Annotated in this window: 24 protein-coding genes, 2 pseudogenes and 1 riboswitch; of the genes and pseudogenes, 8 read left to right on the top strand and 18 right to left on the bottom strand. The window is 64.9% G+C overall.

Annotated elements, in window-relative coordinates:
* Nucleotides 1–11: 11 nt before the first annotated feature.
* Nucleotides 12–1268 (bottom strand): phosphatidylserine decarboxylase family protein, encoded by a 1257-nt coding sequence (locus C7411_RS26645; RefSeq protein ID WP_110387012.1) that lies wholly within the window; start codon nt 1266–1268, stop codon nt 12–14.
* Between the two features lie 703 nt (nt 1269–1971).
* Between C7411_RS26645 and C7411_RS26640 the strand changes: the two are divergent.
* A pseudogene (locus C7411_RS26640) lies at nt 1972–2648 on the top strand (UdgX family uracil-DNA binding protein).
* A 186-nt stretch (nt 2649–2834) separates the two neighbouring features.
* Here C7411_RS26640 and C7411_RS26635 read toward each other — a convergent pair.
* The 9 genes and pseudogenes from C7411_RS26635 to C7411_RS26595 all read right to left on the bottom strand — a co-directional run bounded on the left by C7411_RS26635 (nt 2835) and on the right by C7411_RS26595 (nt 10934).
* Nucleotides 2835–3155, bottom strand: coding sequence for a hypothetical protein (locus C7411_RS26635; protein ID WP_110387011.1), 321 nt, complete (start codon nt 3153–3155; stop codon nt 2835–2837).
* Nucleotides 3156–3491: 336 nt separating this feature from the next.
* Nucleotides 3492–4730, bottom strand: coding sequence for an acyl-CoA dehydrogenase family protein (locus C7411_RS26630; protein ID WP_110387010.1), 1239 nt, complete (start codon nt 4728–4730; stop codon nt 3492–3494).
* 69 nt (nt 4731–4799) lie between these two features.
* Nucleotides 4800–5563: pseudogene (locus C7411_RS26625) on the bottom strand (SDR family oxidoreductase).
* 46 nt (nt 5564–5609) lie between these two features.
* Entirely contained in the window at nt 5610–6629 is a 1020-nt protein-coding gene (locus tag C7411_RS26620; RefSeq protein ID WP_110387096.1) for a phosphotransferase, read from the bottom strand.
* A gap of 22 nt (nt 6630–6651) precedes the next feature.
* Nucleotides 6652–7326 (bottom strand): histidine phosphatase family protein, encoded by a 675-nt coding sequence (locus tag C7411_RS26615; protein ID WP_110387009.1) that lies wholly within the window; start codon nt 7324–7326, stop codon nt 6652–6654.
* A 102-nt stretch (nt 7327–7428) separates the two neighbouring features.
* Nucleotides 7429–8328, bottom strand: a complete 900-nt coding sequence (locus C7411_RS26610; RefSeq protein WP_110387008.1) for a LysR family transcriptional regulator — start codon at nt 8326–8328, stop codon at nt 7429–7431.
* 32 nt (nt 8329–8360) lie between these two features.
* A complete protein-coding gene (locus C7411_RS26605) occupies nt 8361–8753 on the bottom strand; it encodes a carboxymuconolactone decarboxylase family protein (protein ID WP_243413361.1) in 393 nt (130 codons plus the stop codon).
* Nucleotides 8737–9393, bottom strand: a complete 657-nt coding sequence (locus C7411_RS26600) for a MerR family transcriptional regulator (protein ID WP_207786568.1) — start codon at nt 9391–9393, stop codon at nt 8737–8739. Before C7411_RS26600 ends, C7411_RS26605 begins: the two co-directional genes overlap by 17 nt.
* A 107-nt stretch (nt 9394–9500) precedes the next feature.
* Entirely contained in the window at nt 9501–10934 is a 1434-nt protein-coding gene (locus C7411_RS26595) for a DNA-binding protein (protein WP_110387006.1), read from the bottom strand.
* Between the two features lie 270 nt (nt 10935–11204).
* Between C7411_RS26595 and C7411_RS26590 the strand changes: the two genes are divergently transcribed.
* A complete protein-coding gene (locus C7411_RS26590) occupies nt 11205–11960 on the top strand; it encodes an aldolase (protein WP_110387005.1) in 756 nt (251 codons plus the stop codon).
* Between the two features lie 11 nt (nt 11961–11971).
* Here C7411_RS26590 and C7411_RS26585 read toward each other — a convergent pair whose 3' ends face one another.
* Nucleotides 11972–14083 (bottom strand): putative bifunctional diguanylate cyclase/phosphodiesterase, encoded by a 2112-nt coding sequence (locus tag C7411_RS26585; RefSeq protein ID WP_110387004.1) that lies wholly within the window; start codon nt 14081–14083, stop codon nt 11972–11974.
* A gap of 63 nt (nt 14084–14146) precedes the next feature.
* On the bottom strand, nt 14147–14452 hold the full coding sequence (locus C7411_RS37135; RefSeq protein WP_133253707.1) for a hypothetical protein: 306 nt from the start codon (nt 14450–14452) through the stop codon (nt 14147–14149).
* A gap of 148 nt (nt 14453–14600) precedes the next feature.
* On the opposite strand from C7411_RS37135, the gene C7411_RS26580 reads away from it, so the two are divergent.
* Complete coding sequence (locus C7411_RS26580) at nt 14601–16448, top strand: acyl-CoA dehydrogenase (RefSeq protein ID WP_110387003.1); 1848 nt, start codon at nt 14601–14603, stop codon at nt 16446–16448.
* Nucleotides 16449–16565: 117 nt separating this feature from the next.
* Here C7411_RS26580 and ugpB read toward each other — a convergent pair whose 3' ends face one another.
* From ugpB to C7411_RS26560, 5 genes are all read right to left on the bottom strand, one after another.
* Entirely contained in the window at nt 16566–17912 is a 1347-nt protein-coding gene (gene ugpB / locus C7411_RS26575) for a sn-glycerol-3-phosphate ABC transporter substrate-binding protein UgpB (RefSeq protein WP_110387002.1), read from the bottom strand.
* A 238-nt stretch (nt 17913–18150) separates the two neighbouring features.
* The gene (locus C7411_RS26570; protein WP_110387001.1) at nt 18151–18549 is read right to left on the bottom strand and encodes a VOC family protein; all 399 of its coding nucleotides are present in this window, start codon (nt 18547–18549) and stop codon (nt 18151–18153) included.
* A gap of 46 nt (nt 18550–18595) precedes the next feature.
* Entirely contained in the window at nt 18596–19279 is a 684-nt protein-coding gene (locus C7411_RS26565; RefSeq protein ID WP_110387000.1) for a class I SAM-dependent methyltransferase, read from the bottom strand.
* Between the two features lie 113 nt (nt 19280–19392).
* Complete coding sequence (locus tag C7411_RS37640) at nt 19393–19548, bottom strand: hypothetical protein (RefSeq protein ID WP_165822896.1); 156 nt, start codon at nt 19546–19548, stop codon at nt 19393–19395.
* Between the two features lie 95 nt (nt 19549–19643).
* Nucleotides 19644–19874 (bottom strand): DUF4148 domain-containing protein, encoded by a 231-nt coding sequence (locus C7411_RS26560; protein ID WP_243413360.1) that lies wholly within the window; start codon nt 19872–19874, stop codon nt 19644–19646.
* Between the two features lie 447 nt (nt 19875–20321).
* On the opposite strand from C7411_RS26560, the gene C7411_RS26555 reads away from it, so the two are divergent.
* Both C7411_RS26555 and C7411_RS26550 read left to right on the top strand, forming a co-directional pair.
* Entirely contained in the window at nt 20322–21494 is a 1173-nt protein-coding gene (locus tag C7411_RS26555; protein WP_110386999.1) for a porin, read from the top strand.
* A 72-nt stretch (nt 21495–21566) separates the two neighbouring features.
* A riboswitch (yybP-ykoY riboswitch) is annotated at nt 21567–21742 on the top strand.
* Between the two features lie 105 nt (nt 21743–21847).
* Nucleotides 21848–22846, top strand: coding sequence for a sodium:calcium antiporter (locus C7411_RS26550; protein WP_110386998.1), 999 nt, complete (start codon nt 21848–21850; stop codon nt 22844–22846).
* 18 nt (nt 22847–22864) lie between these two features.
* Here the strand turns inward: C7411_RS26550 and C7411_RS26545 are convergent, their stop codons facing one another.
* Nucleotides 22865–23956: an HPP family protein gene (locus tag C7411_RS26545; protein ID WP_110386997.1), complete on the bottom strand. Its 1092-nt coding sequence runs from the start codon at nt 23954–23956 to the stop codon at nt 22865–22867.
* Between the two features lie 161 nt (nt 23957–24117).
* Between C7411_RS26545 and C7411_RS26540 the strand changes: the two genes are divergently transcribed.
* From C7411_RS26540 to C7411_RS26530, 3 genes are all read left to right on the top strand, one after another.
* Nucleotides 24118–24720 (top strand): TetR/AcrR family transcriptional regulator, encoded by a 603-nt coding sequence (locus C7411_RS26540; protein ID WP_110386996.1) that lies wholly within the window; start codon nt 24118–24120, stop codon nt 24718–24720.
* Nucleotides 24721–24765: 45 nt separating this feature from the next.
* Complete coding sequence (locus tag C7411_RS26535) at nt 24766–26205, top strand: MFS transporter (RefSeq protein WP_110386995.1); 1440 nt, start codon at nt 24766–24768, stop codon at nt 26203–26205.
* Nucleotides 26206–26414: 209 nt separating this feature from the next.
* Entirely contained in the window at nt 26415–26804 is a 390-nt protein-coding gene (locus C7411_RS26530; protein WP_110386994.1) for a hypothetical protein, read from the top strand.
* The last annotated feature ends 107 nt before the right edge of the window (nt 26805–26911 follow it).

Here is a 26911-nt window from a genome sequence, read left to right as displayed (position 1 = left end):
CCGTCCCGGAGTCATGCGCTTCGGCGCACATAGGCCAGCGCCGAGTTGACTTTCAGGGGCGGGACATCGTCATGCCATGGCGGCTGGGGCACGAAGCGTTCAATGACATTCCGCCGGAACAGCAGGCAGTATGTGCTTCCGCCAAACTGGAAGAATCCCAGCTCGTCGCCTTTCCTGACGTCGTCACCCGGGCGCACGACGACCTGGCAGGACGATACTTCCGCCATCCCCACAAATACGCACGCCACTTCGCCGATCACCGGATCGGCACTGTCGATGACAATGACGGCCCTCGCCGCCACCGCGGTGGTATAGCCCTGGGAATCGTTCAGCCCGCTCGGGTCTTCGCCCTCGGATTCGGCGTCCGAGTAGTAGGTGCCGTCTACGTTATAGGCCTCGACGACCTTTCCGTCGACGGGTGCGTGCCAGCGATGATAGTTGTAAGCGCTCAGGTAGCCCTGATAAACCGTTCCGCCGACGAACCGGCGCGCGAGCGACTCGTCGCTTGATGTCAGGATTTCGCGCAGGGAATATGGCTGGGACTTGATCCAGAAACTGTCGAGGAGTTTCACGTCTTCCCGCACGTCGAAAGGCGACGCTTCGCAGGCGTTCACGATAACCGCGCTGTCGTCGGGCGACGCGACCGGACGCGCGCCCGCCCTGAGATGACGCGTAAAGAAGGCGTTCCAGGAGGCGAATCCCCAATGCTCGAGCGAGCGATCGTGTACGAAGTCCTCCATTCCGAGTTTCGCCAGAGCGGGGGCGCTGAACCAGCCTTGCGGCTCGTCTTCGACAAGCCAGGTACGGGAGCGCGGCCCGCTCAGAAAGCTGGCCCACGTGCTCAGGACGCGCCGCAGCCGGGCATTGAATGCGGGATCGCGGAACACGGCATAGCCGGTGGGCATGCACATGGGCCATTCGAGCATGGCGTTCAGCGGCGTGGCCACCGGAGCGCTCTCGCTGAATGGCGGGCTGAACGTCGTCAGGTAGTCGACCACGTTCAGCAATTCGCCGATGTTTGAATATCCCAGTTGCTTGCCCTGCTCGATCGCGTCATCGATCGCGCGGGACAGGTTCATCCTGAGCACGGGGTCGCCGTCGATGAGCTTGCCGAGGTCCTGGACAACGCTCGAAAGCGCGATGCCGGCGCGTCGCTCCCGCGCGCGGGCGGCAATCTCGATCCGAAAAGCTGCAGTGTGCTCTTCCCTGGCCGGCATCCAGTTTCCCAGGCGTCGCCGGGATGCCGACTCCTTGTTTGCGCCACTCATATTCGTATGCTCCGTCGCTCGGAAAAGAGCGTGCGAGGGTCTTGAGCATCCCGTCGGGGCGTTCTGCGCACCGAGGGAAACCGCGTATCGCATCTCCTGTACGGTAAGTGTTGCCAGGATCAGTCGGGGTCGTCAGGTTCGTCGCGGCGGAGCCTTTGTGTTTCGAATCGGTATTTGGCATGGTGGCTCCGTTGGGACTGAGTTCGCTCCGTGGATGGGTTCAGCGAGAATACGATCGCGTAGTCAAGCATGGCTGGCTCCTCTCAAAGGCCTGACGGTGCATGCGCACTGGATGTGCCCACCGGATATGCCTAAAGGGGCTGGCTTCATCGCACCGCTGCTCCGGTCGCGCAGCGCGCCGCTCTCACAGATGACCCACTCGCGACCGGCGATCGCACTATCTCGACCCAGGCAGGCCTACGGTCGGCTTTACCAGGAAGGACAAACTCGTCGAACGTCAATGGCGGATCGGTAAGGGTCGGGCGACACGTCCGGCATGTGGATTGCGCTTTCGCCGGAAGAACTGCCAGAACCGGGATAGCCTCCTGGCGCGGCGCTCTTATCAAATATTCGAAGCCGCCAGGTCAATGGGCCCGCCCCAATCGGCAGCGCTCGCCGCGGCAAAGTCCCGGTAGGATCGCAGCGGGCGCGTCGACGGCGTGACTGCGGTGCGCAACGCGCTCGCGGTGGACGAGGCGCCGCAATGACAACACGCACTCCACGTCGCCGCGAGGGCGATCTGTTCATCGCGTCGCCGGCGCACGAACGCACACCGGCGAGCGTCAGAGAGCAAGTCGATCCTGAACAGACGCCAGAATCGCTCGAAGCGTACCGGCGTTGCACGCTCTGGCACGATGCCACCCAGGCGGTGCCCGGCGCGGGCAGCACGCACGCCACGCTGATGCTGGTCGGCGAGCAGCCCGGCGATCAGGAGGACCAGGCCGGCCTTTCGTCGGTCCCGCGGGCGCCCTGCTCGACAGCGTGCTGACCGAGGCGGGCATCGAGCGCAAGGCCGTTTATGTGACCAATGCGGTCAAGCACTTCAAATGGGAGCTCCGAGGCAAGCGCCGTCTGCACAAGACGCCGGCGCAGCGCGAAGTCGAAGCCTGCTCGTACTGGCTCGAACGCGAGCTTGCGAAGGTGCGCCCCAAGGTGGTCGTAGCGCTCGGCGCGACCGCGTTGCAAGCCGTGCTACGCGACCCGAAAGCACGCCTGGCTGCGCATAGGGATCGGGTGACGCATATCGGCGATCTCACGGTCGTGGCGACCTGGCACCCATCGTACGTCCTGCGCGCACCGAGCGCGCAAGCGCGAAAAACGGCACTCGCCCAGATGATCGCCGCACTGCGCCGCGCGCATGCGCTCACGGGGCAATCATGAGGCTCCGCACCGCCGCTGGTACAACCGCTGCGCGCAGGTTGCTGGCTGCCTCGTTTACCACGAGGCTCACAGCCCGAACAGGAGGCACATATGCACACACCATGAAGATACTGGGGCCACGGCAGGAAGGTCCGCTCAATCCTGGCGATGAGGGCTCGCCCGATGCGCCTGGCGTGGGCGTTCGGGTCAAAGCGAATCCGCTGCCTCGCGTGGGTTTTCTACATCGTTGGCGGATTTGGGAGTCGAGATTACTGTCAAATTCAACGTTGTCACGCTCATTTCCAGTGGTGCCTTACCGAGCACGGTACTGATTTCCGCCGTTCGGCGCGGATCAATCTCGAGAATGTCGACTGTCATCGAGTCCACGGCCGTGCCGCGATCGGCACAGACGCTCCAGCGGACTACCTTGACACTGCTTTGTGCGAGGCAGCGCCATACCGGGATGATCTTGAGCTTGCCCGAGGCAGCGCGGATTGTGAGCCTTTGGATGACCATCTTGTTTCCCATGGAGTGACTGTCCTGGCGGAAAACGGCTTCGATATGGCTTGTAGGAGCATATTCCAGGCATGCGCGGAAAGTAAGAGTCGGCATCTGTCCGTAAACCTGGCGTTACGGACAACCGCTCCGGGCGACCCATCGGCCGCCCCGAAGGCCAGGTCCAGGCCTGTTCCTGGGGCCGGCGGGTTCGTTCGAGGACGATCGTGACTTCATGCGTGAGCCAGGCTCCACGCTGCCCGCCCATCGCGGCAGTCCTGAAGGGCGGGAACCTGCCCCGGCAACCGAGGCGGAGGCGGAGTGACGATCCTGTCCGGCGCGGTGAGCACTAACACCGGCGACGGCTCGCTAACGCGTCAGGTAAGGACTCTCACGGCCCGGTTCATAGGGCCGCGCCTTGACCTCCATGCGCGCAATGCTCTGGAGATGCACCTCGTCCGGGCCATCGGCGAACTTCAACGCACGCCCCCAGGTCCAGCTGTCCGCCAGCGGCGTGTCGGGGCTCAGCCCCATCGCGCCGAAGGTCTGGATCGCCCGCTCGCATACGGCGGTGTGCACGCCCGGCACGAGCGCCTTGATCATCGCGATCTCCTTGCGCGCTTCCTTCGCGCCCACGTTGTCGATCATCCAGGCGGCCTTCAGCACGAAGAGCCTCGCCTGATCGATCTCGATGCGCGACTTCGCGATCCACTCGCCAACCGTGCCTTGCTGATAGAGCTTCTTGCCGAACGCCGTGCGCGCCTGCGCGCGTTCGATCATCAGTTCGAGCGCCAGTTCGGCGGCGCCGATCGAGCGCATGCAGTGGTGAATGCGGCCCGGTCCGAGGCGCGCCTGGGCGAGCGCAAAGCCGCTGCCTTCCTCGCCGAGCAGATTCGAGCGCGGCACGCGTACGCCCTTGAATTCGATCTCGCAATGGCCTTCCGGCGCCGTGTGATTGACCACCGTGATATTGCGGATGATCTTCACGCCCGGCGTGTCGCGCGGCACGAGAACCATGCTTTGCTGACGGTGCGCGGGCGCTTCCGGGTCCGTCTTGCCCATGACGATGAAGATCTGGCAATTCGGGTGCGCGGCGTTCGTAATGAACCACTTGCGGCCATCGATCACATAGTCGTCGCCGTCGAGGCGAATGGACGTCGTGATGTTGGTCGCGTCCGACGAGGCGACTGCGGGCTCGGTCATCGCAAACGCCGAGCGGATCCTGCCGTCGAGCAGCGGCTCGAGCCACTTTTTGCGCTGCGCAGGCGTGGCGAACATATGGAGCAGTTCCATGTTGCCCGTGTCCGGCGCATTGCAATTGAACACCTCGGAGGCCCACGATACGCGCCCCATGATCTCGGCCAGCGGCGCGTACTCGAGATTGGTCAGCCGCGTGCCCGGCTCGTCATCGCGCAGATGCGGCAGGAACAGGTTCCAGAGGCCCTGGGCTCGCGCCTTCTCCTTCAGGTCCTCCATGAAGGAAACGGGATACTGCCCCGCGCTCACTTCTTCGTGCCATTGGCCGATGCGCGGCACGATATGCGTGTCCATAAACGCGCGCAATTGCGTGCACAGCGCTTCGACTTTCGGGCTATAGGCAAAGTCCATCTTGCTCTTCCTTGAATCCAGGTGAATGTCGGGCGGCGCGAGCATGAATGACGCGCACCGCCTTCATGGTCAGATCGTCAGGCCGCCGTCGACGACGATGCACTCGCCGTTGGTGTAGCTCGCCGCATCGGAGACGAGATAGAGCACGGTGCCGGCCATCTCGCGGGGTTCCGCGTGGCGGCGCAGCGGAACCTTCGTCATCCAGCTTTCGTACAGGGCCCGGTCTTCGAACAGCGCACCGGCGAATTTTGTTTTGGTGAGGCCCGGCAGCAAGGCGTTCACGCGGATGCCGAGCGGGCCACACTCCTTGCGAACGCCCGCGTCATGTTGGCCACCGCGGCCTTCGTGATCGAATAGATGCCCTGCTTGTCGCCGGGCTGCAGCGCATTGACGGAAGCTGTATTGACGATCGCGCCGCCGCCGTGCTCGCGCATGAGCTTGCCCGCCTCGACCGACATAAAGAAGTAGCCGCGCAGATTGACCTCCACGGTCTTCTCGAAGGACGAAAGATCGGTGTCGAGAATGTGGCCGAAATACGGATTCGCGGCCGCGTTGTTCACGAGTATGTCCAGCCGGCCATGTTTCGAGCGGATGTGCTGGAACACGCCCTGGATGTCTTCGAGACGCCCCACGTGGCACGGATACGCCTCGGCGCTGCCGCCCGCTTCCCCGATCCCGCGCGCCACGGTCTCGCAGTCGTCGAGCTTGCGGCTCGACACGATCGCGTGGGCGCCCTGTTGCGCGAGCAGCTTCGCGATCTCTTCGCCAATGCCGCGGCTCGCGCCGGTGACCAAAGCAATCTTTCCGCTCAGATCGAATAAATTAGTAGTCACTATTGTCTCCTCAATAGATCGACATGTAGACGCCGTCAGCGCGCCGTCAGATGACGTCCACACCCATCTTCGCGAGCGCACCGGCCATTTCGCCCACCTGGCGCGCCTTCTCGTTCGATGCGTTGCCGCCCAGCGCACGTTTCTTCACGCCCTGCGCGATCGACGCGAGCCGGAAGAAACTGAACGCGAGGTAAAAATTCCAGTTTCCGATCGATCCGATTCCCCGCGAACTGCAATACCGTTCCACGATCGCGGCCTCGTCCGGCACGCCGAGCGCCGCCCTGTCCAGCCCCGCGAGACCGCCGATATGGCCTTTGGGCGGCAGCCGCAGGCACATGCAGAAGTACGCGAGATCGGCGAGCGGATTGCCGAGCGTGGAGAGTTCCCAGTCGAGCACGGCGCGAACCTTTGGCGTGCCTCGGTGGAAAATCAGGTTATCGATGCGAAAGTCGCCGTGCACGAGCGCCGCCTTACCCGTTTCGGCCGGACAATGCGCGGGCAGCCAGTCGATCAGCGCTTGCATGGCGTCCAGGTCGTCGGTCTGCGCCGCGAGATATTGCCTGGTCCACACGTCGATCTGCCGTGAGAAGTAGTTGCCCGCGCGACCGTAGCCGGCGAGGCCAATGGCCTCGACATCCACATCGTGCAAGGCCGCCATCGTGCCGATCAGCGCATCGTAGACAGCACCGCGTTCTCCGGCGGACAACGCGGGCAAAGACGGGTCCCAGAAAATTTCGCCCTCTTCGAAGCTCATCACGTAGAACAGGCTGCCGATCACGTCGCGGTCCTCGCAAAGATGCAGGGCCCGTGCGACAGGAACCGGCGTGTCGCCGAGCGCGCTCAGCACGCGGAATTCGCGGTCCACGGCATGCGCGGACTTGAGCAGTTCGCCCGGCGGCTGACGCCGCAGCACATAGCGGCCGCTTTGCGCCTCGAGCAGAAACGTGGGGTTCGACTGTCCGCCGGCAAACTTCTCGACGGCCATGGGCCCCCGAAAGCCGGGTACGTGCGCGGCCAGATAACGCGCGAGTGCATCGACATCGAACTGAAGACTTGCATTCATCATGGAGCGGGAATCCGGATTCGAATCAGCCATAGGTAACGTGTTCGCGCCTCCCGGCCTGTTCGAGATGCGGCAAGGTATTGAAGGTGAGCAGCGACATGGCGCTGTCATTGAAGACGTACTGGCTCACGCTGCTGTTGCGGATCTGCAGGTTGAGCGCGATGGCCGCCGCGGCGGGCGCCTGCAGAACCTGTTGCGTGAAGACGGCGATCGGTCCGCCCGAACTCACCACCAGCACACGCTTGCCGCCCGAGCGTTGAATGGCGAGACGCGCGCGTTCCACGCGCGCCTGGAACTGCCCCCAGGTCTCGGGAATGCGCCCTGGAAGCTTGTCTTCGGACCAAAGCTGCAGGACCTGCTTGAGCCCCTTGTAAAAGTCCCTCTTCGAGCCTTGGGCGAGCAGGCCGGGCGCCAGACCGCTCTCGCCGAGCGCGGAAAAGAGCGCGTGAAAATCGTACTCGTTCAGATCCGAGTCCTGCACGATTTCCACGGGCGCGCCGCCCATCGCGGCGAGCAAAGCGTCGGCGGTCTGCGCGTGCCGCCGCATCGTGCCGGTCACGACACAATCGAACGTCAGGCCCGCCAGCGCACAGTATTCGCCCAGCCAGCGCGACTGGGCGACGCCGAGGGATGAAAGCTCGTCATAGTTTCCGGCGCCGAACGACGCCTGCCCGTGCCGTACCAGGTAAAGTTCCGCCATGCCGACCTCGTCTGAGCATGACGGAAACGATACCGGGACACAGGCTATTCAGGAAATTTATTCTGGTGATACCGCACCATAACGATTCGTGACACCTACGGCCTATGGTCTCTGCTTGCGCATGAGACGGCCGATCTGCTCGCGCAGCCAGCGATGGGCCGGATCGGCCGCGACGCTGCGGTGCCAGTAGCCATGCGTCTCGAGATCGGGAAGATCGAACGGCAGCGCCAGGATGCGTGCGTCATAGCGCTTGAGCAACATGAGCGGCGCGGTCAGGACGAGATCGGTACGCATTGCGATCGACGGCGCAACGAGATAATGCTGAACGCGGGTCTGGATGGTGCGCCTGAGCCCCAGCTTGTTGAGTTCGGTGTCGACGAGGCCGGGCCCCTGCCGGCGGCTCGACACATGAATATGGCCGAAGCGCAGGTAGTCGTCGATTGTGAGCTTCCTCTTCGCGAACGGATGGCCCTGGCGCAGCATGCACGCGTAACGGTCGCGGCCCATCGGCTCCTGCTCCAGGTACGGATCGTCGATGAGTGGCGCGTCGATCGCCAGATGGACCGCGCCGCTCGCCAGCGCTTCGGGAACGTCGCGGCGCGTCGTGAAGTAGCTCTCGATGCGGATGCCTGGCGCGAGACGTTGCAACACCTCCCCCAGCGCGGGAAGCAGCATGGTCTCGGTCAGGTCGTTCATGCTGAGCCGGAAGGTTCGCTGCGACGAGGCCGGATCGAAGCGTTCGCCGGCATGGGTGCTCGAATCGAGCAACTGCAGCGCCTCGCGCACGCGCCCAATGATGTTCTCGGAAACGGGCGTAGGCATCATGCCGGCCGGCGTGCTCACGAACAGCGGATCGTCGAACGACTTGCGCATGCGCGCGAGCGCGTTGCTCACGGCGGGCTGCGTGATGAAAAGCAACTCCGCCGCGCGTGTGAGGTTGCGCGTTCGATAGACGGCCTCGAACACGACGAAGAGATTCAGATCGACTTTGGATGGGCGCATGGCCCGAGCCTAACCGGCCCCTCGCAATGCCGTCAATCGACGGCGTGATCGGGCGCGGATTGCGTTGCCGCCACGTCAGTGCGCATACCCTCGCGGGCAAACACCTCACGCGCCGCGAAGAGGCCGTTGAGCGCTGCGGGAAAGCCCGCGTACACGGCCATCTGCATGATCGTCTCGACGATCTCCTCGCGCGTGAGGCCGACATTCAGGCCCGCAGCGATATGGACCTTGAGCTGCGGCTGCGCGTGGCCAATCGCCGTGAGCGCCGCAATGGTGGCGATCTCGCGCGAGCGCAGGTCGAGACCCGGCCGCGCATAGATGTCGCCAAACGGAAATTCGAGCAGATACTGCGCGAAATCCGGCGCGATGTCGGCAAGCGAGTCGATCACGTGCTCGCCGCCGCTGCCGTCAATCGCCGAGAGCATGCGCTTGCCTCTTGCGAGGCGGCTTTCCTGCTGGGCGTCGCTGCGTTGATTCATCGTTGTGTGCATTCTCGTTCCTTTGCATGGCGTGGGAATAACCTTCGATCTTGTTGTCGAGGACGAGAAGACACGCCTTGAGTTCCGCCACCTGCGCACGCACCGCTTCGCGATGCGCCGCCAGCAATTCGCCGCGCTCGCGCTCGGTTGCCTTGCCCGCCGCGCGCAGTTGCGCGTAGCGCAACATGCCCTGAATCGGCATGCCCGTGGTCTTCAAACGGCCCAGAAACTCGATCCATTCGAGCACCGAGCGGTCATAAGCACGCTGGCCTGTTGCGTTGCGCACGGCATAGGGAATCAGCCCGATACGTTCGTAGTAGCGGATCGTATGGGCCGAAAGGCCCGTGAGTGCGGCCAGTTCGCCAATCTTCATGCGCTTCTCCTCATCGACGTTCTGAATGGTGGGACTTCGAGTGCACTCCAGGTCAAGCTTTTTTGGAGCGGGCGCAGCGGCCCGCCTCCGGCACATTATGCGCAACCGCGCACCCACGATGGTCGTAACTTCCCCGCTCGCGATCTTGAGCGTAACGTCCCATAACATAAGCCGTTCGGCTGCACGTAACGCACCAGCAGCCTGCGGATCCATCGGGAAGGGTGAAAAAAAACCGCTGCACTCAGGCAGCGGTCACGGAGAAAACGGCTTGGCGCACCGCGCTCGCGATGCGCCATCAAACGGACGGTCTACGGTCGCGCTCAGGCCGGCGCGTTCTCCGTGTTCAGCTTCGTCACCATGCCGGTCTTTGCGTCGTAGGCATAGCCCTGCTGCTCGAGATGGGCGCTGACCGCTTCGACGACCACTTGCTGCTGGGATTCCTTGCGCAGCAGTTCATGCTCCGGCACGACCTGGCCCAGCTCGGCGGCGAGGCGGCGGCTCAGCGAGGCTTCGCCGGCGCTGCGGGCAAGCCCCACGATCGCCTTTTCGTTGGCTTGGGCCAGTTGCTGCTTCAGTCCGTTCGCGTACTCGGACCAGCGCTTGATGTTCTCGCGCGCATCGGTCATCGCGGCCGCGTGCCTGGCCGTCTCGCTGGCAAGCTGGGCCTTCAGCGCCTCGACTTCTTCCGGATCGGCGGCCCCGGGCTGTGCCTCGGCTGCGCCCTCGGCGGCTTCGCTCGACGCCGCGGCGCTGGCGTATTCGCCCAGTTCGGCGAGTTCGGTCGCGCGCTGTTGCGCGGCGTCGGCACGCTCCTGCGCCTCGGTCAGGCTCGCCGTGAGACGTGCGATTTCGGAGGCGTCGGCCGTGCGCTCGTCGCTCAGGCTGGCGAGCTGCTGCTGCGCATTTTGCAGTTCGGTTGCGGCGGCATCCCGCTCGGCCTGCGCACCGGCGGCCTGTTCACGCTGGGCCGCGTGCGCTTCCTGCTCGGCCTGCAGCGCCGCGCGGATCGCTTCCAGTTCGCCTTCGAGCTTCGCAACCGCTTCCGCGTGGGCGGCTTCCAGCGCTGCGCGCTCCGCTTCGTCGTTCCCGGTCAAGGCTGCCGACCCGGCCTGCTCGCCCGCCGCGGCCGCTGCTGCCGCCGCTTCGGCTTCGGCGGCCTGGCTCGCGTGCGCTTCGCGCTCGGCGGCCAGTTCGGCGACCGCGCGCTCCAGTTCCGCCTCGAGCGTCGCAACGCGCCCGGCCAGTTCCTCGGCGCGCTTTTCCGCAGCGTCCGCGCGCTGCATCGCGCTCGCGATGTCCTCCTCCAGACCCGACCCGGCATCGGCCTTGGTCTCGTAGGCTCGCGTCATCTTGTCGAGCTCGACTTGCAGGGCGTCGAGTTCCTGGACGGTGGTCTGCAATTCCTCGAGCGCGTTGTCGCGTTCGGCGCAGGCGTCCTCGACGCGCTCGCGCATCGACTGCAGGCGGCGCGCCACGGCGCGCTCGGCCTCGTCCTGGGCCGACGTCCACAGACGGTCGAGCGCGTCGCGCATCGTGTCGGTCACGGCTTCCGGCAATGCGGGGCGTTCGACGACCTGCTGCAGGCGCGGCGCACGCTCTTCGCGCCACTTGCGCAGCGAGGCAGCCACTGCGACCACCGAGCCGGTATGCACTTCGGACCAGATGGCCATGGGAGAAACCTTCTGGCCCTCGTCGGCCATCCGGTTCGCGATTTCAGCAACCAGTTCGTCCGTGATCGTAATGCTGCTTGACATATCTGCCTCGAGAAAGTGCGAGCCCACCCCGCGTTTCCGGAGATTGTCAGGCAACCACCCCCTGGTTAATCGCTCGAAAAGCCGGGTTTAAGGGGAGGTGTTCACAGGATTGCGCCGTCAGGAGCGGGCCGCTTCAAGCCGCTGCCGACGCGCGGACGGGCGCGGCGTTTCGCGGTGCGCAACATCGACCCGTACACGGAACGCATGCGCGAGCTATGCTTCTCGAACACCAACGCAACGCGGTCATCTGAAAAACAGGAGCCACGACCCATGAGCAACGCAGTGCATCGTGCCGGAGCCAGCGAAGCGTTATTCCACTACCCGGAAGTCGCGACGCTGCGCGCAGACCTCGCGCTCGCGCTGCGTGCCGCCGCGCATTTCGGACTGGGCGAAGGCGTCTGCAATCACTTCAGCGTCGAGCTTCCCGGCGAAAACGGCCTCTTTCTGCTGAACCCGCGCGGCCTGATGTGGAGCGAGGTGATGGCCGACGATATCGTCATCGTCGACGCACAGGGGAGCGTCATGGCCGGCCGCCACGCCGTAGAGCCGACGGCGATGTTTATTCACGCCGCGATCCATGCAATCGCAAGGAAGGCCTGCGTGCTGCATACCCACATGCCGTACGCCACCGCTCTCACCCTCACGGAGGACTGCGGGCTCGATACGACCTTGTCGCAGAACGCCATGCGCTACCACGGCCGCGTCGCGCTCGACCGCGAGTACAACGGGCTCGCGCTCGGCCCCGAGGAAGGCGAGCGCATTGCGCATGCGCTCGCCGGCAAGGATATCGGCTTCCTCGGCAACCACGGCGTGGTGGTGTGCGGCGAGCGCATCGACTACGCGTTCGACGACCTCTATTACCTGGAGCGCGCGTGCGCCGCGCAGGTGCTCGCAGGCTCCACCGGACGTGCGTTGCGGCCCGTGGCGGCCGATCTCGCGCAGCGCGTGGCCGACCAGATTCAGGGCGAGCGATTGCAGTCGGAGCTGTTCTTCGCGGCACTGCGAAGAACGCTCACGCACGCCTGACGAAGCGGCGTTTAACCTCGCACGGCGCCCAGCGCCTGTTCGTCGTCGGCGAGGAGCGACAGCTGCCCGCTCGCCACGAGATGGCTGAGCGGCGCCGGGCGGCCGAGCAGATAGCCCTGCACTTCGTCGCAGCCTTCGTCGGCGAGCAGCGTGAGCTGCGCCTCGGTTTCGATGCCTTCGGCCAGCACCGGAATGCCGAGGCTCTTGCCGAGCGCGAGCACCGCGCGAATGATCGCGGTGGCCTGGCGGCTCGATCCGGCCTCGCTGATGAAAGACTGGTCGAGCTTGATCTTGTCGAAGGGGAACGAGCGCAGCGTGTCGAGCGACGAGTAGCCGGTGCCGAAGTCGTCCAGCGCGATACTCACGCCGATCGCCTTGATCCGCTGCAGCACGTCGAGCGAGCGCTCGCGGTCCGCGAAAATGGTCGTCTCGGTGAGTTCCAGTTCCAGCCGCTCGGGCGCGAGGCCGGTCTCGACCAGCACGGTCTCGACGAGCTTCGGCAGGTCCGCGTGCGCAAACTGCACGGGCGAAAGATTCACGGCCACCTTGTAAGGCGGCGACCACGAAACGGCACGCGCGCATGCCTCGCGCAGCACCCACGCGCCGATGCCGAGAATGAGGCCATTCTCCTCGGCGAGCGGGATGAATTCGGCAGGCGAGATGAAGCCGTGCCGCGGGTGCTCCCAGCGCAGCAGCGCTTCATAGCCGCAAATTTCGCCGTTCGCGATCGAGGTCTGCACCTGGTAGTGCACGCTCAGCTGCCCGCGCGCGAGCGCCTCGCGCAAGTCGTGCGTGAGCGAGCGGCGCGCCCGCGCGATCTCGTCCATCGCCGGCTCGTAGAAGCACACCGACTGCGACAGGTCCGCCTTCGCGCGGTACATGGCGAGGTCGGCGTTGTTGATGAGCACCGTCTTGGTGGTGGCGTCGTCGGGATAGATGGCGACGCCAAGGCTCGCGCCCGAAAGCAGTTCGGCGTCGTCGTAGCGCACCGGCCGGTACAGCGCCGTTTCGAGGCGCGAGAGCAGATCGCCGAGTTCCTCGCGCGAGGCGAAGCGCGTGAGCGCCACGAACTCGTCGCCGCCCATGCGCGCAACGAACTCGCCTTCGCGCATCAGACTCGAAAGACGCCGCGCGAGAATGCGCAGCACTTCGTCGCCGGCATGATGGCCGTGCAGGTCGTTGATTTCCTTGAAGCGGTTCAGGTCGATGCCGATGAGCGCGAGCTTGCGCGTGTCCTGCGTGCGCGCCAGTTCGGCGTCGATGCGTGCGTTGAAGCTCGCGCGATTGGGCAAGCCGGTGAGCATGTCGCTCATCGCCATCGTGCGCAGATGCTCGACGGATTCGGCGCGCACGCTGTCGTCGAGCAGGAAGCTCACGCAGCCCGCGCCCGCGATCACGAGCGCCATGCACGCCACGGCGAGCGCCAGCGCATGCAGCGCGGCAGGATTCGAAAAGTGTCCGTCGATCGGCATCGGCACGACCTGGAACGCGGACATGCCGGTGAAATGCAGCGCGGCGATGGCGAGGGCGAGCACGCCCGCCACGAGACGCGCGGACGCGCCGGCGCTTGCCCGTGCGCTCGCCGCGGTCTCCTGCAGGCGCCTTGCGGCCACGCCGGCGAGATGCAGCGCAAGCGCGCTGATCGAGACCGCAAACACGATCGACAAGGCGATCCCAATGCGATTCCAGATCACGATGCCTTCGACGCGATAGGCGAGCATGCCCGCGTAATGCATGAGCGCGATCGCCAGCCCGACGATCGCGCCACCCAGCGCGGGCGCGGCGCGCGTGAGACGGTTCGCGGCATGGCTCGTGGCGAGCAGAAACCCGGCGAAACTGCCCACGAGCGCGATGAGCAGCGACATGATGGTCAGCACGGGATCGAAGGCGATCGGCACGCCCGGTTCGAAGCCGAGCATGGCGACGAAATGCGTGCACCAGATATCGGCGGCGGCGACGACGGCCGCGATGAACGACCAGCCCATGCGCTGCAGCGAATGCGTGGCGAACGCGCGCAGGACGAGCCGCGCGGCGACCCACGAGCCCGCGGCGCAGATCAGCAACGCGATTACGACGAGCCACAGATTGTGCTTGTAGACGATGCAGCCCACCACGCTCATCATGGGAGGATTTCCTTGTTCACCACTTGTTCATCACTCGTTCACCCCGGGCGGCGCACGACATTATCACGACAATGCGACGAGGCCGGGCACCTCCTGTATGGCGCGCGCGATCTGGCGAATCTGCCAGCATGAACGACATTTGGATGAGAAAAAAAGTTGCCGGTAGGCGTTAATGCGGCGGCGGCTGGTGGACCTTGATGCGCCTGATTGAATTCGGCTGCAAAAAGAGCCGCCGTCATGGCGTCGGCGCGACTCGTTGGCGAGCTCGACAGGAAAATCGGGACCCGCGCACACGTTTACGGCAGCACATGGAGAAACTTCAGGAAATCCTTTACGGAACAAGTATTTTGCAAACCCTTTCAGCGCCATGGGCCAGATTTTTTCCCTTTTGCGGCACGAACCCCATTTATCTGGGCATGGGGACCGTGGCGCCGCTGGAGCCACTACCAATGGCACGATCGTTCTATTTTAGGTACGCTAGGCGCCTTCTCCTCTCATGATGCGAGACCGTTCCGCCATGTCGCTGATCCTTTCCCGCCGCGATCTGAACTTCCTGCTCTACGAATGGCTCGATGTCGAAAGCCTCACGCGTATTCCGCGCTACGCCGATCACACGCGCGAGACCTTCGACGCCGCGCTCGACACCTGCGAAAAAATCGCCACTGACCTCTTCGCGCCGCACAACAAGAAGAACGATCAGCACGAGCCGCACTTCGACGGCGAAGCGGTCACGATCATCCCCGAGGTGAAGACGGCGTTAAAGGCGTTCAGCGACGCAGGCTTGATGGCCGCGGGCCAGGACTACGAATACGGCGGCATGCAGTTGCCGCTCGTCGTCGAGAAGGCGGGCTTCGCGTGGTTCAAGGGGGCGAACGTCGGCACGAGCGCCTATCCGTTGCTCACCATCGGCAACGCGAACCTGCTGCTCGCGCATGGCAGCGCAAAGCAGATCGACACCTTCGTGCGCCCCGAACTGGAAGGCCGCTACTTCGGCACGATGTGCCTTTCCGAGCCGCAAGCGGGTTCGTCGCTTTCGGATATCGCCACGCGCGCCGACTTCGAATGCGATTCCCCGCTCGGCGCGCAATATCGTCTGCGCGGCAACAAGATGTGGATCTCGGGCGGCGAGCACGAGCTTGCCGAGAACATCGTGCACCTCGTGCTCGCCAAGATTCCCGGCCCCGACGGCAAGCTCATTGCGGGTGTCAAAGGCATCTCGCTGTTCGTCGTGCCCAGGTTCCTCGTGAACGAGGACGGCTCGCGCGGCGAGCGCAACGACGTCGTGCTCGCGGGCCTCAATCACAAGATGGGCTATCGCGGCACGACGAACTGCCTGCTGAATTTCGGCGAAGGCACGCGGCACACACCGGGCGGCCGCGCGGGCGCAATCGGCTATCTCGTGGGCGAGCCGCATCACGGACTCGCGTACATGTTCCACATGATGAACGAGGCGCGCATCGGCGTGGGGCTCGGCGCGACGATGCTCGGCTATACCGGCTATCTGCATGCGCTCGATTACGCGCGCAGCCGTCCGCAAGGGCGTCCTGTGGGCGCGGCGGGTAAAGATCCGGCTTCGCCGCAGGTGAGGCTCGTGGAGCACGCCGACGTGCGCCGCATGCTGCTCGCGCAAAAGAGCTATGTGGAAGGCGCGCTCGCGCTCAACCTCTGGTGCGCCAAACTCGTGGATGAAGCGGGTGCCGCCGGCGGCACGGCACGCGAGCCGCTCTCGCTGCTGCTGGACCTGCTCACGCCGATCGCGAAGAGCTGGCCTTCGCAATGGTGTCTCGCGGCCAACGATCTCGCCATCCAGGTGCACGGCGGTTATGGCTACACGCGCGAGTACAACGTCGAACAGTTCTATCGCGACAACCGTCTCAATCCGATCCACGAAGGCACGCACGGCATTCAGGGGCTCGACCTGCTTGGCCGCAAGGTCGTCATCAAGGACGGCGCGGCGCTCAGGATCTTCGGGGAGCGCGTGCAAGCCACGCTCGAACGCGCACACGCCTCGGGCACAGTAGACGAGGCCGCCCACGCCAGTGCGCTCGCAGCCGCATTCGAGCGGCTCACGCAAGTCACGCGGCAGTTGTGGGCAGCAGGGGACCCGGCGGTGACACTCGCCAATGCTTCGGTGTACCTGGAAGCGTTCGGCCACGTGGTCATTGCCTGGGTGTGGCTCGAACAGGCGCTCGTGGCACGCGCGGCGCTCGACAGGACGCACGGCGACGAGGCGGACTTCTATCGCGGCAAGCTCGCGGCCGCCGCCTACTTCTTCGCATGGGAGTTGCCGAAAACCGGCGCGCAATTCGATCTGCTCGCCTCGCTCGACCGCACCACGCTCGACATGCAGGACGCGTGGTTCTAACGCCGCGACCACCGAGCGTAAGGCAGGCGCCCCAAAAGACCGGACTGGCGTCGGCCTTTTGGGGCGCTGCCCGACGCCTCGCCCGAGGCACCGGATCACTTCACGTGCGTTGGACCGTCAGTTCGCCGCCTGCTGCTCGAAGCGCCTGAGCAGGTCGTTGCCGCGCGAGTTGGCCGAATCGAGCGCCTGCTGCGGGGTCTTCGCGCCCGTCCACACCTGTTCGAGCTCTTCGTCGACAATCGTGCGGATCTGCGGCATGTTACCAAGGCGCAGGCCCTTGGTCCATGGCAGCGGCGGCTTGTTGAGCATCTGCTTCGTGGCCGTGTCGGCGCCCGGATGCGACGCGTAGAAGCCCTGTTGCTGCGTGAGTTCGTACGCGGCCTTCGTCACCGGCAGATAGCCCGTGTCCTGATGCCACTTCGCGGCGACAGCCGGCGAGCTCAGATAGGCGAGGAACTTCGCCACGCCCTTGTAGACCTCGGGGTTCTTGCCGCCCAGCACCCACAGGCTCGCCCCGCCGATGACGGCGTTCTGCGGCGCGCCCTTGACGCTCGGGTCGTACGGCATCATGCCGGTGCCGAACCTGAATTTCGCGTACTGCTGCACGTTCGCCAGCGCGCCCGACGAGCCCATCATGATGCCGCAGTCGCCGCTATAGAACTTGGCGGTGGCCTCGTCCTTGCGGCCCACATAGGTGAAGGTGCCCTGCTTTGCCATGTTCTGCAGGAAGGCGATGTGCGCGACCTGCAGCGGCTTGTTGATCTCGAGCTGCGCGTCGAGCCCGTCAAAGCCGTTGTTGCGTGTCGCAATCGGTGCGCCGTGCCACGCGCTGTAGTTCTCGATCTGGATCCAGCCCTGCCAGCCGGTGGTGAAGCCGCAGTTCATGCCCGAAGCCTTGAGCTTCGCGGCGGCTTCGGCGACTTCGGGCCAGGTTTTCGGCGGCGCGTCGGGCAGGCCGGCCTTCCTGAAGGCGTCGCGATTGTAGTAGAGCACCGGGGTCGAGCTGTTGAACGGCATCGACACCAGATGGCCCGTCTTCGCGTCGCTGTAATAGCTCGCAATGGTCGGCACGAAGGCCTTTTCGTCGAGCGGCACGCCGGCGGTCTTCATCACGTCGTACACGGGCAGCACGGCCTTCTTCGCGTTCATCATCGTGGCGGTGCCGACTTCGTACACCTGCAGGATGGCGGGCGCGTCGCCGCTGCGATAGGCCGCGATGCCGGCGGCAAGCGTCTGGTCGTAGGTGCCCTTGAAGACGGGCACGATCCTGTATTCGCTCTGCGACGCGTTGAATTGCTGCGCGATCGCGTTCACGCGCTCGCCGAGTTCGGACTCCATGGCATGCCAGAACTGGATTTCCGTGGCCGCATGCGCGGCTTGTGCGCCGCCCGCCAGCACCACGGCGGCAATCAGTGCGCGCAAGCGGCCGCGCGCACCTGCGCGTTGTATCTCGTGCTTTTTCATCTGGGTCTTCTTCCTGTTATTGGTCGTTGTCACGGCGCATGCGCGCGATGAGGCGCGGCTCGTGACTCTGGTTCAGGACTTCGATTGGCGACTTCGATTTTCGACTTCGATTTTCGACTTCGATACATCGGGCCGTCCGCCGGCGGACGTTCGCACGCGCGCACGGCACCCTCGGCCCAAGGCGAGGCAAGGGTAGCACAGCGAATGGGACGCCCGTGTGATGACTTGCCGCGGCGGGTCAATGGTCCGCGGGATCGTGGCAACAGACGCAAAGCTTGTTGCCTTCGGGGTCGCGAAAGTACGCGCCGTAGTAGTTCGGGTGATAGTGCGGGCGCAGGCCGGGCGCGCCCTCGTCGGCGCCGCCGTGCGCGAGCGCGGCGGCGTAGGCGGCGTCGACTGCCGCGCGCGAAGGCGCGAGCAGCGCGACCATCTGGCCGTTGCCGGATTGCGCGGCCTTACCGTCCCACGGCCGGCCAACGAGGAAGAGCGGACGCGGCACGCCCGGTTCCATCCAGCCCGCCCAGGGGTAGTCGGGCTCGCGGAACTTCAGCACGAAGCCCAGTGCCTGCATGAGTGGGGAATAGAACGTCAATGCCTGCTCGAAATCGTTCACGCCGATATACACGTGAGAAATCATTGCCATTGTCGCCGTCTCCTCGTTTGCAGCGGCACGCGGGGCGGAGTCAAGCGCGCCGTTGCGCCATGAATAATACGGAAGCCGGCTTGCCGCTGCGCGGGTCGAGCGGCTCGCGCAGCGAGCGCAAATCGAAACCGCTCATGTCGAGCAACGCGGTCCAGCTTTCGAGCGTACGAAAGTACCACGGCGGCGCGTCGCGAAACGCACGGCTGAATCCGGCCCACGATCCGGCGCGCCAGCCGTCGATATAAGATTCGTCGCCGCATGCCATGAGCGGATGCAGCGTCTGCACGACGAGTGTGCCTTGCGGCTCCAGCAACGCGGGCACCGCGTGCAGCAAATCATCGACGCAGGTCGCGCCGATGAGCGAAAAATTGCACACCACCGCATCGGCGCGGCAGGGTAATGCGCCCTGCGCGACCTGCTCGTAGGTTAGCAGGCGGCAGTCCGCGAGTCCCGCCGCACGCGCGGCCTCCACGAGTTCGGGCACCGCGTCCACGCCCGTGACAGCGACGCCGCGGCGCGCGAGCGCGAGCGCCAGCCAGCCTTCGCCGCAGCCGAGATCGATCACGCTGCGCGGTGCGCACGCGAGCACGGCGTCGAGCACCGCTGCGTCGGTCACGAGCCGGCGGCTCGCGATCTCGCCGCCGCGCACCGCGGCGATCCAGGGCGCCGCGTTACGCTGCCACGATGCGAGGACTTCGGCGTCGGTGCGGATATCGCGACTCATGGGTCTCCTCGTAGACGCGGATCGTGAATGTGCCGTCGAAACGCGTATTATGCGCGCCGCCGGACACCCGCAGCGGCACGCGAACACGGCGGCAGGAAGACCGGCCTCGCAAATTACGAACCGAAAAACGGCACACAGAAGCCCGCCGGCCCGACGCAGTCGCCGGGACCGTTGGGCTGCGGATGCAGGTTCGCGCATCCGGAGAAGGCGGCGGCGACCGTAACGCACAGCGCGGCGCGCAACACGTAGGAAAGAATGCGTGATTTCATGAATGGGATGGATTGAGCCGATGTTGTGAGTGGCCGCGATGCGAGGTTCCGTCACGGCGCGCGGCCTGCTTCGCCGCGACGGAAACGCTGCGGCTTCAGTGATGCGCGTACAGCGTTCGATCGAGCGTCTGGATCTGCCCGTCGCGCTCGGCGTGCACCAGTTCGCGGCGCACCTGTGCACGTGTGACCGGCGCTTCGGCCTGCGGGACTTGCGCGCTCGCCAGTTGCTGCACGCTCGCCTGCGGTGCGCTCGCCGCCTGTGCGTGCGCGAGCGCCGATATCGACAGCATGATTGCGGTGCACGCGCCGCTCTTGAATATCCTCACCTCGTTTCTCCTGTGCGGCCTCGCGGGCCGGGGCTATCGGTCATGGCCGGAAGCGTTGCCCGTTCCGGCATCGAATCGCGTTGCGACTCGTGAGGCAAGGATAGAGGCGCGGCTTTCGCCAAACATCCGCATGAAAATGAAGAAATATTTAATCGCATACGGACAAATTCTGGCCTCGATATTCATTTAGTCATTCTTATCAACCGGGGAAATTCACCGCAAAAAAACAACGCCTGCGCAGGTCGGATCCTTGTGAAGCCGCACTGGCGGCGCGTTCGCGCTCATGCGATTTCTGAAACGCAGTCTTTCCGTTTTTTCGAATTCGTCCACGGAAGGCGTTACGCATAATCGCCGCTGAATTCCGGCCGTCGGCAAAACCATGCCTTGGCGTGCCTTCGCGCCGCGATTCCACTCTCATACATGCCGCTCACCAACGAAGACCATTCAATGAAAAGAACCGCTCTCGCCGCCGCCTTCACACTGACATCGTTTGCCTCCATCGCCCACGCGCAAAGCAGCGTGACGCTCTACGGCTCGCTCGACACCGCAGTTGCCTGGTTCGGCAACCAGCAGGGCAAGAACGGTTCGGGCGGTACATTCCAGATGATGTCCGGCAATCTGTCGCCGAACCTCTGGGGCCTGCGCGGCACCGAGGACCTCGGCAACGGCCTTTCGGCGATCTTCAAGCTCGAAAGCGGCTTCAACATCGACAACGGCAAGCAGGGCCAGGGCGGACGCCTCTTCGGCCGCACGGCCATGGTCGGCCTGAATTCGAGCAGCGCGGGCGCCGTCACGCTCGGCCGCCAGTACGATCCGCTCATCGACCTGCTGCAGCCGCTCACCAACGACGGCGCATTCGGCTCCGCGTTCGCCACGCCGGGCGACATGGACAACTACGACAACAGCTACCGCACCAGCAACTCGATCAAGTATGCGAGCCCGAACTTCGGCGGCCTGCAGATGAGCGCGATGTACGCGTTCGGCGGCCAGCCGGGCAGCACCGGTGCGGGCCAGACGTGGGCCGTGGCGGCGGCGTACAACCATGGTCCGTTCGGCTTCGGCGCGGGCTATTTCAAGGCCAACAGCAACAGCGGCACGGCTGCGACGTTCGACGGCCTGAACCCGAACACCGACGTCAACGTGGATTCCGCCGCCATCACGGGCGGCTTCGTCTCCGCGAATTCGCTGCAGATCATTCGCGCAGCCGGCGACTACACGTATGGGCCGGTGACGGCCGGCCTCGCGTACAGCAATGTCGAGTATGCGAACTATCAGAGCGCCGCCGGCGCGAACAGCAACACGAAGTTCAACACGGGCCAGGCCTTCATCAACTATCAGGTCACGCCGGTCGCGCTCGCGGGCTTCGGCTACAACTACACGAAGGGTCACGGCAACGGCGTGGACGCGAGCTACAACCAGTTCAGCCTTGGCGGCGACTACTTCCTTTCGAAGCGCACCGATATCTACGCACTCGCGGGCTACCAGAAGGCGTCGGGCAAGACCATCGATGCGCAGACGGGCGAGCTCGTCAACGCAGTCGCCTCGTTCGGCGACTTCGGCAACGACGCGGCCAACGACAAGCAGGCGATGGTGATGGTCGGGTTGCGTCACAAGTTCTGATTCGCCTCGCGCGAGATGCATGCGGCGGGCGCGCCGATAATCGCTCGCCGCCATGAACTTCGGCTATAATCACCCCCTGTCTTAGGGGAGTAGTCTGCAACGCCTGCCTTGGCGTTGCGCCGCCGTCAACATAATTGGTGCCCCTGCACCATGGCGCCGGCAGCCGTATTGCGAATGACTGCAGCGAATCGCTGCAGTTGCGCGGCCTGACGAGACCTATGACGTTTTCCCTTTCACCCGGGCCGGGCGAAGGGAAACGTCATGGTTTCGGTGCCCGGCTCGCACAACACGGCAAAAACAATGACTCGTCTCGCCCCGCATCCACTCCTCGTTTGCGCCATGGAGCGTTCGTCATGATCTTGACGTTCGCCCTGCTCATTGCCGCGGCCGGCATCATCTACCTGTCCTGCGAGACCTTCGTCAATAGCGTCGAGTGGCTCGGCTACAAGCTCAAGGTCACGCAAACCGCCACCGGAACGATCCTCGCGGCGTTCGGCACGGCGCTGCCCGAGAGCGTGGTCACGCTCGTTGCGGTCGCTTTCGGCGGCGATCCCGCGCACAAGGAAATCGGCGTAGGCGCCGCGATTGGCGGGCCGCTCGCGCTCAGCACGATCGCCTATGCCGTCGTGGGCGTCGCGTTGCTTGCAACCGCAAAGCGGGTGGGCCGCGAGCGCGCGGCCACCGTCGACGTGAATACGCGCCGTCTGCGGCGCGACCAGCTCTGGTTCCTCGCGATCTTCGTGGCGAAGATCGCGCTCGGGCTCGTCGTGTTCAGCTTCAAGCCGGTACTGGGAATCGCCTTTCTCGCGGCCTACGCGTTCTATTGCTGGAAGGAGCTTTCCGCCGAAGACAGCGGCGAAGTGGAAGGCGATCTCGAGCCGCTGAAGCTGCGCCCGCACGACGACAATCCAGCCATGGTGTGGATTCTGCTGCAGACGCTGGGCGCGCTCGCGGTAATCTTCGCGGCCTCGCACCTGTTCGTGCAGCAGATCGGCGCCGTGGGGCCGTTCCTCGGCCTCAGCCCGCAGTTGACTGCCGTGTTGTTCAGCCCGATCGCCACCGAGCTGCCCGAGATCATGAACGCGATCATCTGGGTACGTCAGGGCAAGGAGCGGCTGGCGCTGGCGAACATCAGCGGCGCGATGATGATTCAGGCCACCATTCCGACGGCGTTCGGCCTCTTCTTCACGCCGTGGCGTCTCGGCACACCCTCGATTCTCGCGGCCGTGACGACCATGGTCGCGATTCTGTTCCTGCAATGGGCGTTTCGCGCGCCGAAGGTGCGCAGCCGTCAGCTCACGCATGTCGGCTGGCTCTATGCGGTGTTCGCGGCGATGCTGTTCGTGATGTGACGTGGCCCGGCGCCAGGCTCAGGCTGCCGCCGCGGCCGCCTGGGCAGCGCCTGCGTGGTGATGGAGCCAGCGGATCATGTCCGAATGCCTGACCACGCCAACCAGCCGCCGCGCATCGTCCATCACCGGAATGTCGTGGCAGGCATGCTCGATGAAGATCGGCACCAGATGCGCGAGCGGCGTGGCCCGATGGACCGCGTGCACGCCGGCCGCCATCACGGCTTCCACTGTTTCTTCCACGCGCGCCGACTCGCGCAGCACCGCACGGCGCAGCGCATTCCAGGCGCGCCGGAGGCCTGCCTCCGGCGCAAGGTCGCCGAGCGCGTGATGCGTGACGACGCCGACCACGCGGTCCATCGCATCGACCACCGGCAGCGTCGAAGCACCGTGGCGGCGGAACATCTCGTGCGCCGCCCGCGCGCCCATTGTCGCGGGCACGGCGGGACAGCCAATCGACATGATTTCCTCGCACGTTAGTTGTTCGAACGATTTTTGCGGAAAACCCCGCGGCTCCGGCGGATGGTGTGAGAGCGCGGCAAGCGGCGCGGCAGCGGCCTGGCGCGTAGTGCGAAACACAGCGCGCGGATATCGGTGCCCGGTCAGCGCGTGGAACGCGAGCGACGCGCTGAGCAACGCGACGGACTGGAACGCAATCGGCGCGAGTACGAAGTGAAAGCCGAGCGCATGAACAGCGGGGCCGCCGAGCACGGCAGTCAGCGCGACCGCGCCTGAAGGCGGATGCACGCAGCGGCACAGGAACATCGCGCAGATGGCAAGCGCCACCGCCACGGAAGCCGCCGCGACCGGCGACGCGATCCATTGCGCGCACGCCACGCCCACCAGCGCGGAGACGAAGTTACCGCCGAGAATCGACCATGGCTGCGCAAGCGGGCTGTCCGAGGCGCCAAAGAGCAGCACGGCAGAAGCGCCCATGGGCGCCACGAGCAGCGGGATACCGCCTGCCGCGCCGAACACCCAATGCGTTGCGAGTCCCGTGAACGCGATGCCGAGCAGCGCTCCACCACAGCGCCGCACCCGCTCGCGCCACTGCGGGGCGGCCGGGTTGGGCACGAAACTCGTCAACCATTCGATGAGCGCGATGCGGGACATAGCTGGGGCGTGCTGGTCGGTATGTCGGCCAGATTACCGACGCTCGCCGAATATCAACAATTGATATTTCTGTGCGTACATATAATTCATTCTGTATGCATGTTTATCTGCGCCGCGCGGTTTCCCCTGAAATTCGGAATCGTTTGGTCTAGAATAGTGGCATGAAATCCGATACCCGTTCTGGCCCCGGCCGTCCACGCGAATTCGACAAGCAGGAGGCCGTGCAGAACGCGCTCGAGGTATTCCGCGCGCGCGGCTATGCCGCAACGTCGCTGCCCGACCTGATCGAAGGCACGCAGCTCTCCCGCGGCAGCCTCTACAAGGCGTTCGGCGACAAGCACCAGCTCTTTCTCGCGTCGCTCGACTTCTACACCGAGCGCGGTATCGCACGGCTCACACGCAACCTGCGGCACGCCTCTGCGCGCACCGCGCTGCGCGAGGCGCTGCATCATTACGTGCGGCTTTCTGCCGGCCTCGAAGGGCTTGCGGGCTGCCTGGTGACGGCTGCGGCCACCGAGTGCCTGCCCTTCGACGCCGAGGTGAAAGCCCGCGTCACGGACATGTTCGCGCGCATGCAGGCGCTGCTCGCTGGCGCGATCCGGCGCGGCCAGGCGGCGGGCGAACTGGCCGCCGGCCAGAATGCCGACGATCTCGCGCGCTTCCTGCTCTGTACGATCGAAGGCATGCGCGTGCTGGGCAAGACCGACGCCGGCGAGAATGCGATGGACGCAATCGCTGAAATCGCGCTGGGCGCCATCCGCTAGTTTTTTTGCTCAATTAGGAACTGAATAGTTCCATATGGAGGCCGCATGACGAACCTTTCGACTGTGGAATTGCCGCCCACGCGAGCGGGCGCGCGCACCTGGTGGGCGTTGACCGTGCTGCTGATGGGCACGCTATTGCCGCCGCTCGACTTCTTCATCGTCAACGTGGCGCTGCCGTCGATGCAGGCCGACCTGCATGCCAGCGCCGCCATCGCGCAGTGGGTGATTTCGGCCTATGCGGCGACCTACGCGATCTTTCTCATTACAGGCGGCCGGCTAGGCGACCTGTACGGGCGGCGGCGCATCTTTCTCGTGGGGATCCTCGCGTTCGCGGCGGCTTCGGCCGTTTGCGGGTTCGCCAGTTCGCCCGCTGCCCTGGTGACGGGGCGCATCCTTCAGGGCGGCGCCGCGGCCGTCATGGCGCCCCAGGCGCTTGCGTCGATCCACGCGCTCTTTCCGGCACCTCAGAAGGGGCTTGCGCTCAGCCTCTTTGGCGCGGCCTATGGGATTGCTGCAGTCGCCGGCCAGGCGCTCGGCGGCGTGCTCGTGTCGGCCAACGTCTTCGAACTTGGCTGGCGCAGCATTTTCCTGATCAACCTGCCTGTCGTGATGATGGCCGCACCCGCGGCATACTGGCTCGTGCGTGAAAGCCGCTCGGACCACCCCGCGAAGCTCGATCCCGGCGGCATGGTCTTGCTTGCCCTGGCGCTGGCCGCGCTTGTCCTGCCGCTCATCGAAGGCCGCGAGCACGGCTGGCCGGTCTGGACGTGGGCGTTGCTCATTGCCGCCGCGCCCCTGTTCGCGATCTTCTGGCGCTACGAGGCGCGCGTCGCGAACGCCGGTCGCGACGCACTCGTTCCGCCCGTCATCTTCACCGCGCCTGGTCTCGTGCGCGGGCTCGTCGCCACGCTCTTCTTCTATTCGCTCGCACCGTTCTTCATGATGTTCGCGATTTACGTTCAGCGTACACTCGGGCTCGCGCCGCTCGAAGCCGGATTGCGTATTCTGCCCCTGGGCGTCGGCTTTCTGATCGGGCCGCTACTCAATCCCCTGATTGCACGCCGGCTCGGGCACCGTGCGGCGGCGGCAGGCATGGCAATCGAGGGCTGCGGATTACTTTGGACTGCCATACTTGTTCACGATGGCCGTCTTCACGCGCTGGGCGCGTCGCTCTTTCTGATCGGCTTCGGCCAGGGCGTGGCGCTTCCCGCACTCGTGAGGCGCAATGTCGAATGTGTCGATCGACGCTGGTCCGGTCTTGCCGCCGGGCTCGTCAGCTCGATGTTGCAGGTGAGCGCCGCGCTCGCCGTGGCGCTGCTCGGTGGCCTGTTTTTCGCGCTCGCCGGGCCGGATGCGAGCAGCGCGCACGTCGCTCGCGCGTTTGCGACGACGATTGCGATGATCGGCATGCTGCTTTTCGTTGCCGCGTTTCTCGCCGGTGGCCGCAATAATCGCGTGCCGCAATTGCACAAACAGCACGTATGAGATTAACGGCTTCCATCGCGCCTGCATAAAACGACGGCCATGCGCCGGGCCGCGTTATTAACACGGCCCGCGCGCCATGCCGCGACGAGGGGCAAGCGAATCGTCGCTTTCTAAATTTGTTTTCATCTGGAGTGCGCCGCAACTTAAAGCATGCGTTCCGATTGGGCACCGATAATACCTTCCAGTTTCAGCACTGCGAGGAACGCATTATGCAAAAGCCGATGTCGATCGAACTCGTCAACGAATACGGCCAGCACGCGGTTTGCGTGAAAGTGGGCGGTCAGGTTGCGCTGCTCGACACGCCCGATGTGGACGGCCTGATCGAAGAACTCAGCAAGCTGCGCGCGCACATGCAGCCGGCAGTGCCCGAGCAGCCCCTGCGGTCCCATCAATATGTGCTCGAGATCGATCCGTGCTGGTACACGGAACGCAATCCGCTCTTCGACGGCACCGTGGTATTTCTGCGCCATACCGGCCTGGGCTGGGCAGGTTTCGCCATTCCCACCGAAAGCATGCATCGGCTCAAGGCCGCGCTCTCGGCGCACGAAGCCGCCGCGCAGCGCGAAGCGCATGCCTATGCGCAGGCGCTGCCCAACTAGGCGCGCTGCCGGGCCGCTCATTCTTCCCGTCTGATCACGCACGAAGCGTGAACGAAACGTCGCCGCCTTGCGCGGCGTCGATGCCCGCGCTCGCCCTCGTGGCGGCG

It is taken from the genome of Paraburkholderia silvatlantica, assembly GCF_003096715.1.
In the GTDB taxonomy this organism is placed as follows: domain Bacteria; phylum Pseudomonadota; class Gammaproteobacteria; order Burkholderiales; family Burkholderiaceae; genus Paraburkholderia; species Paraburkholderia silvatlantica.
This window is presented reverse-complemented; position numbering and strand designations above follow the sequence as displayed.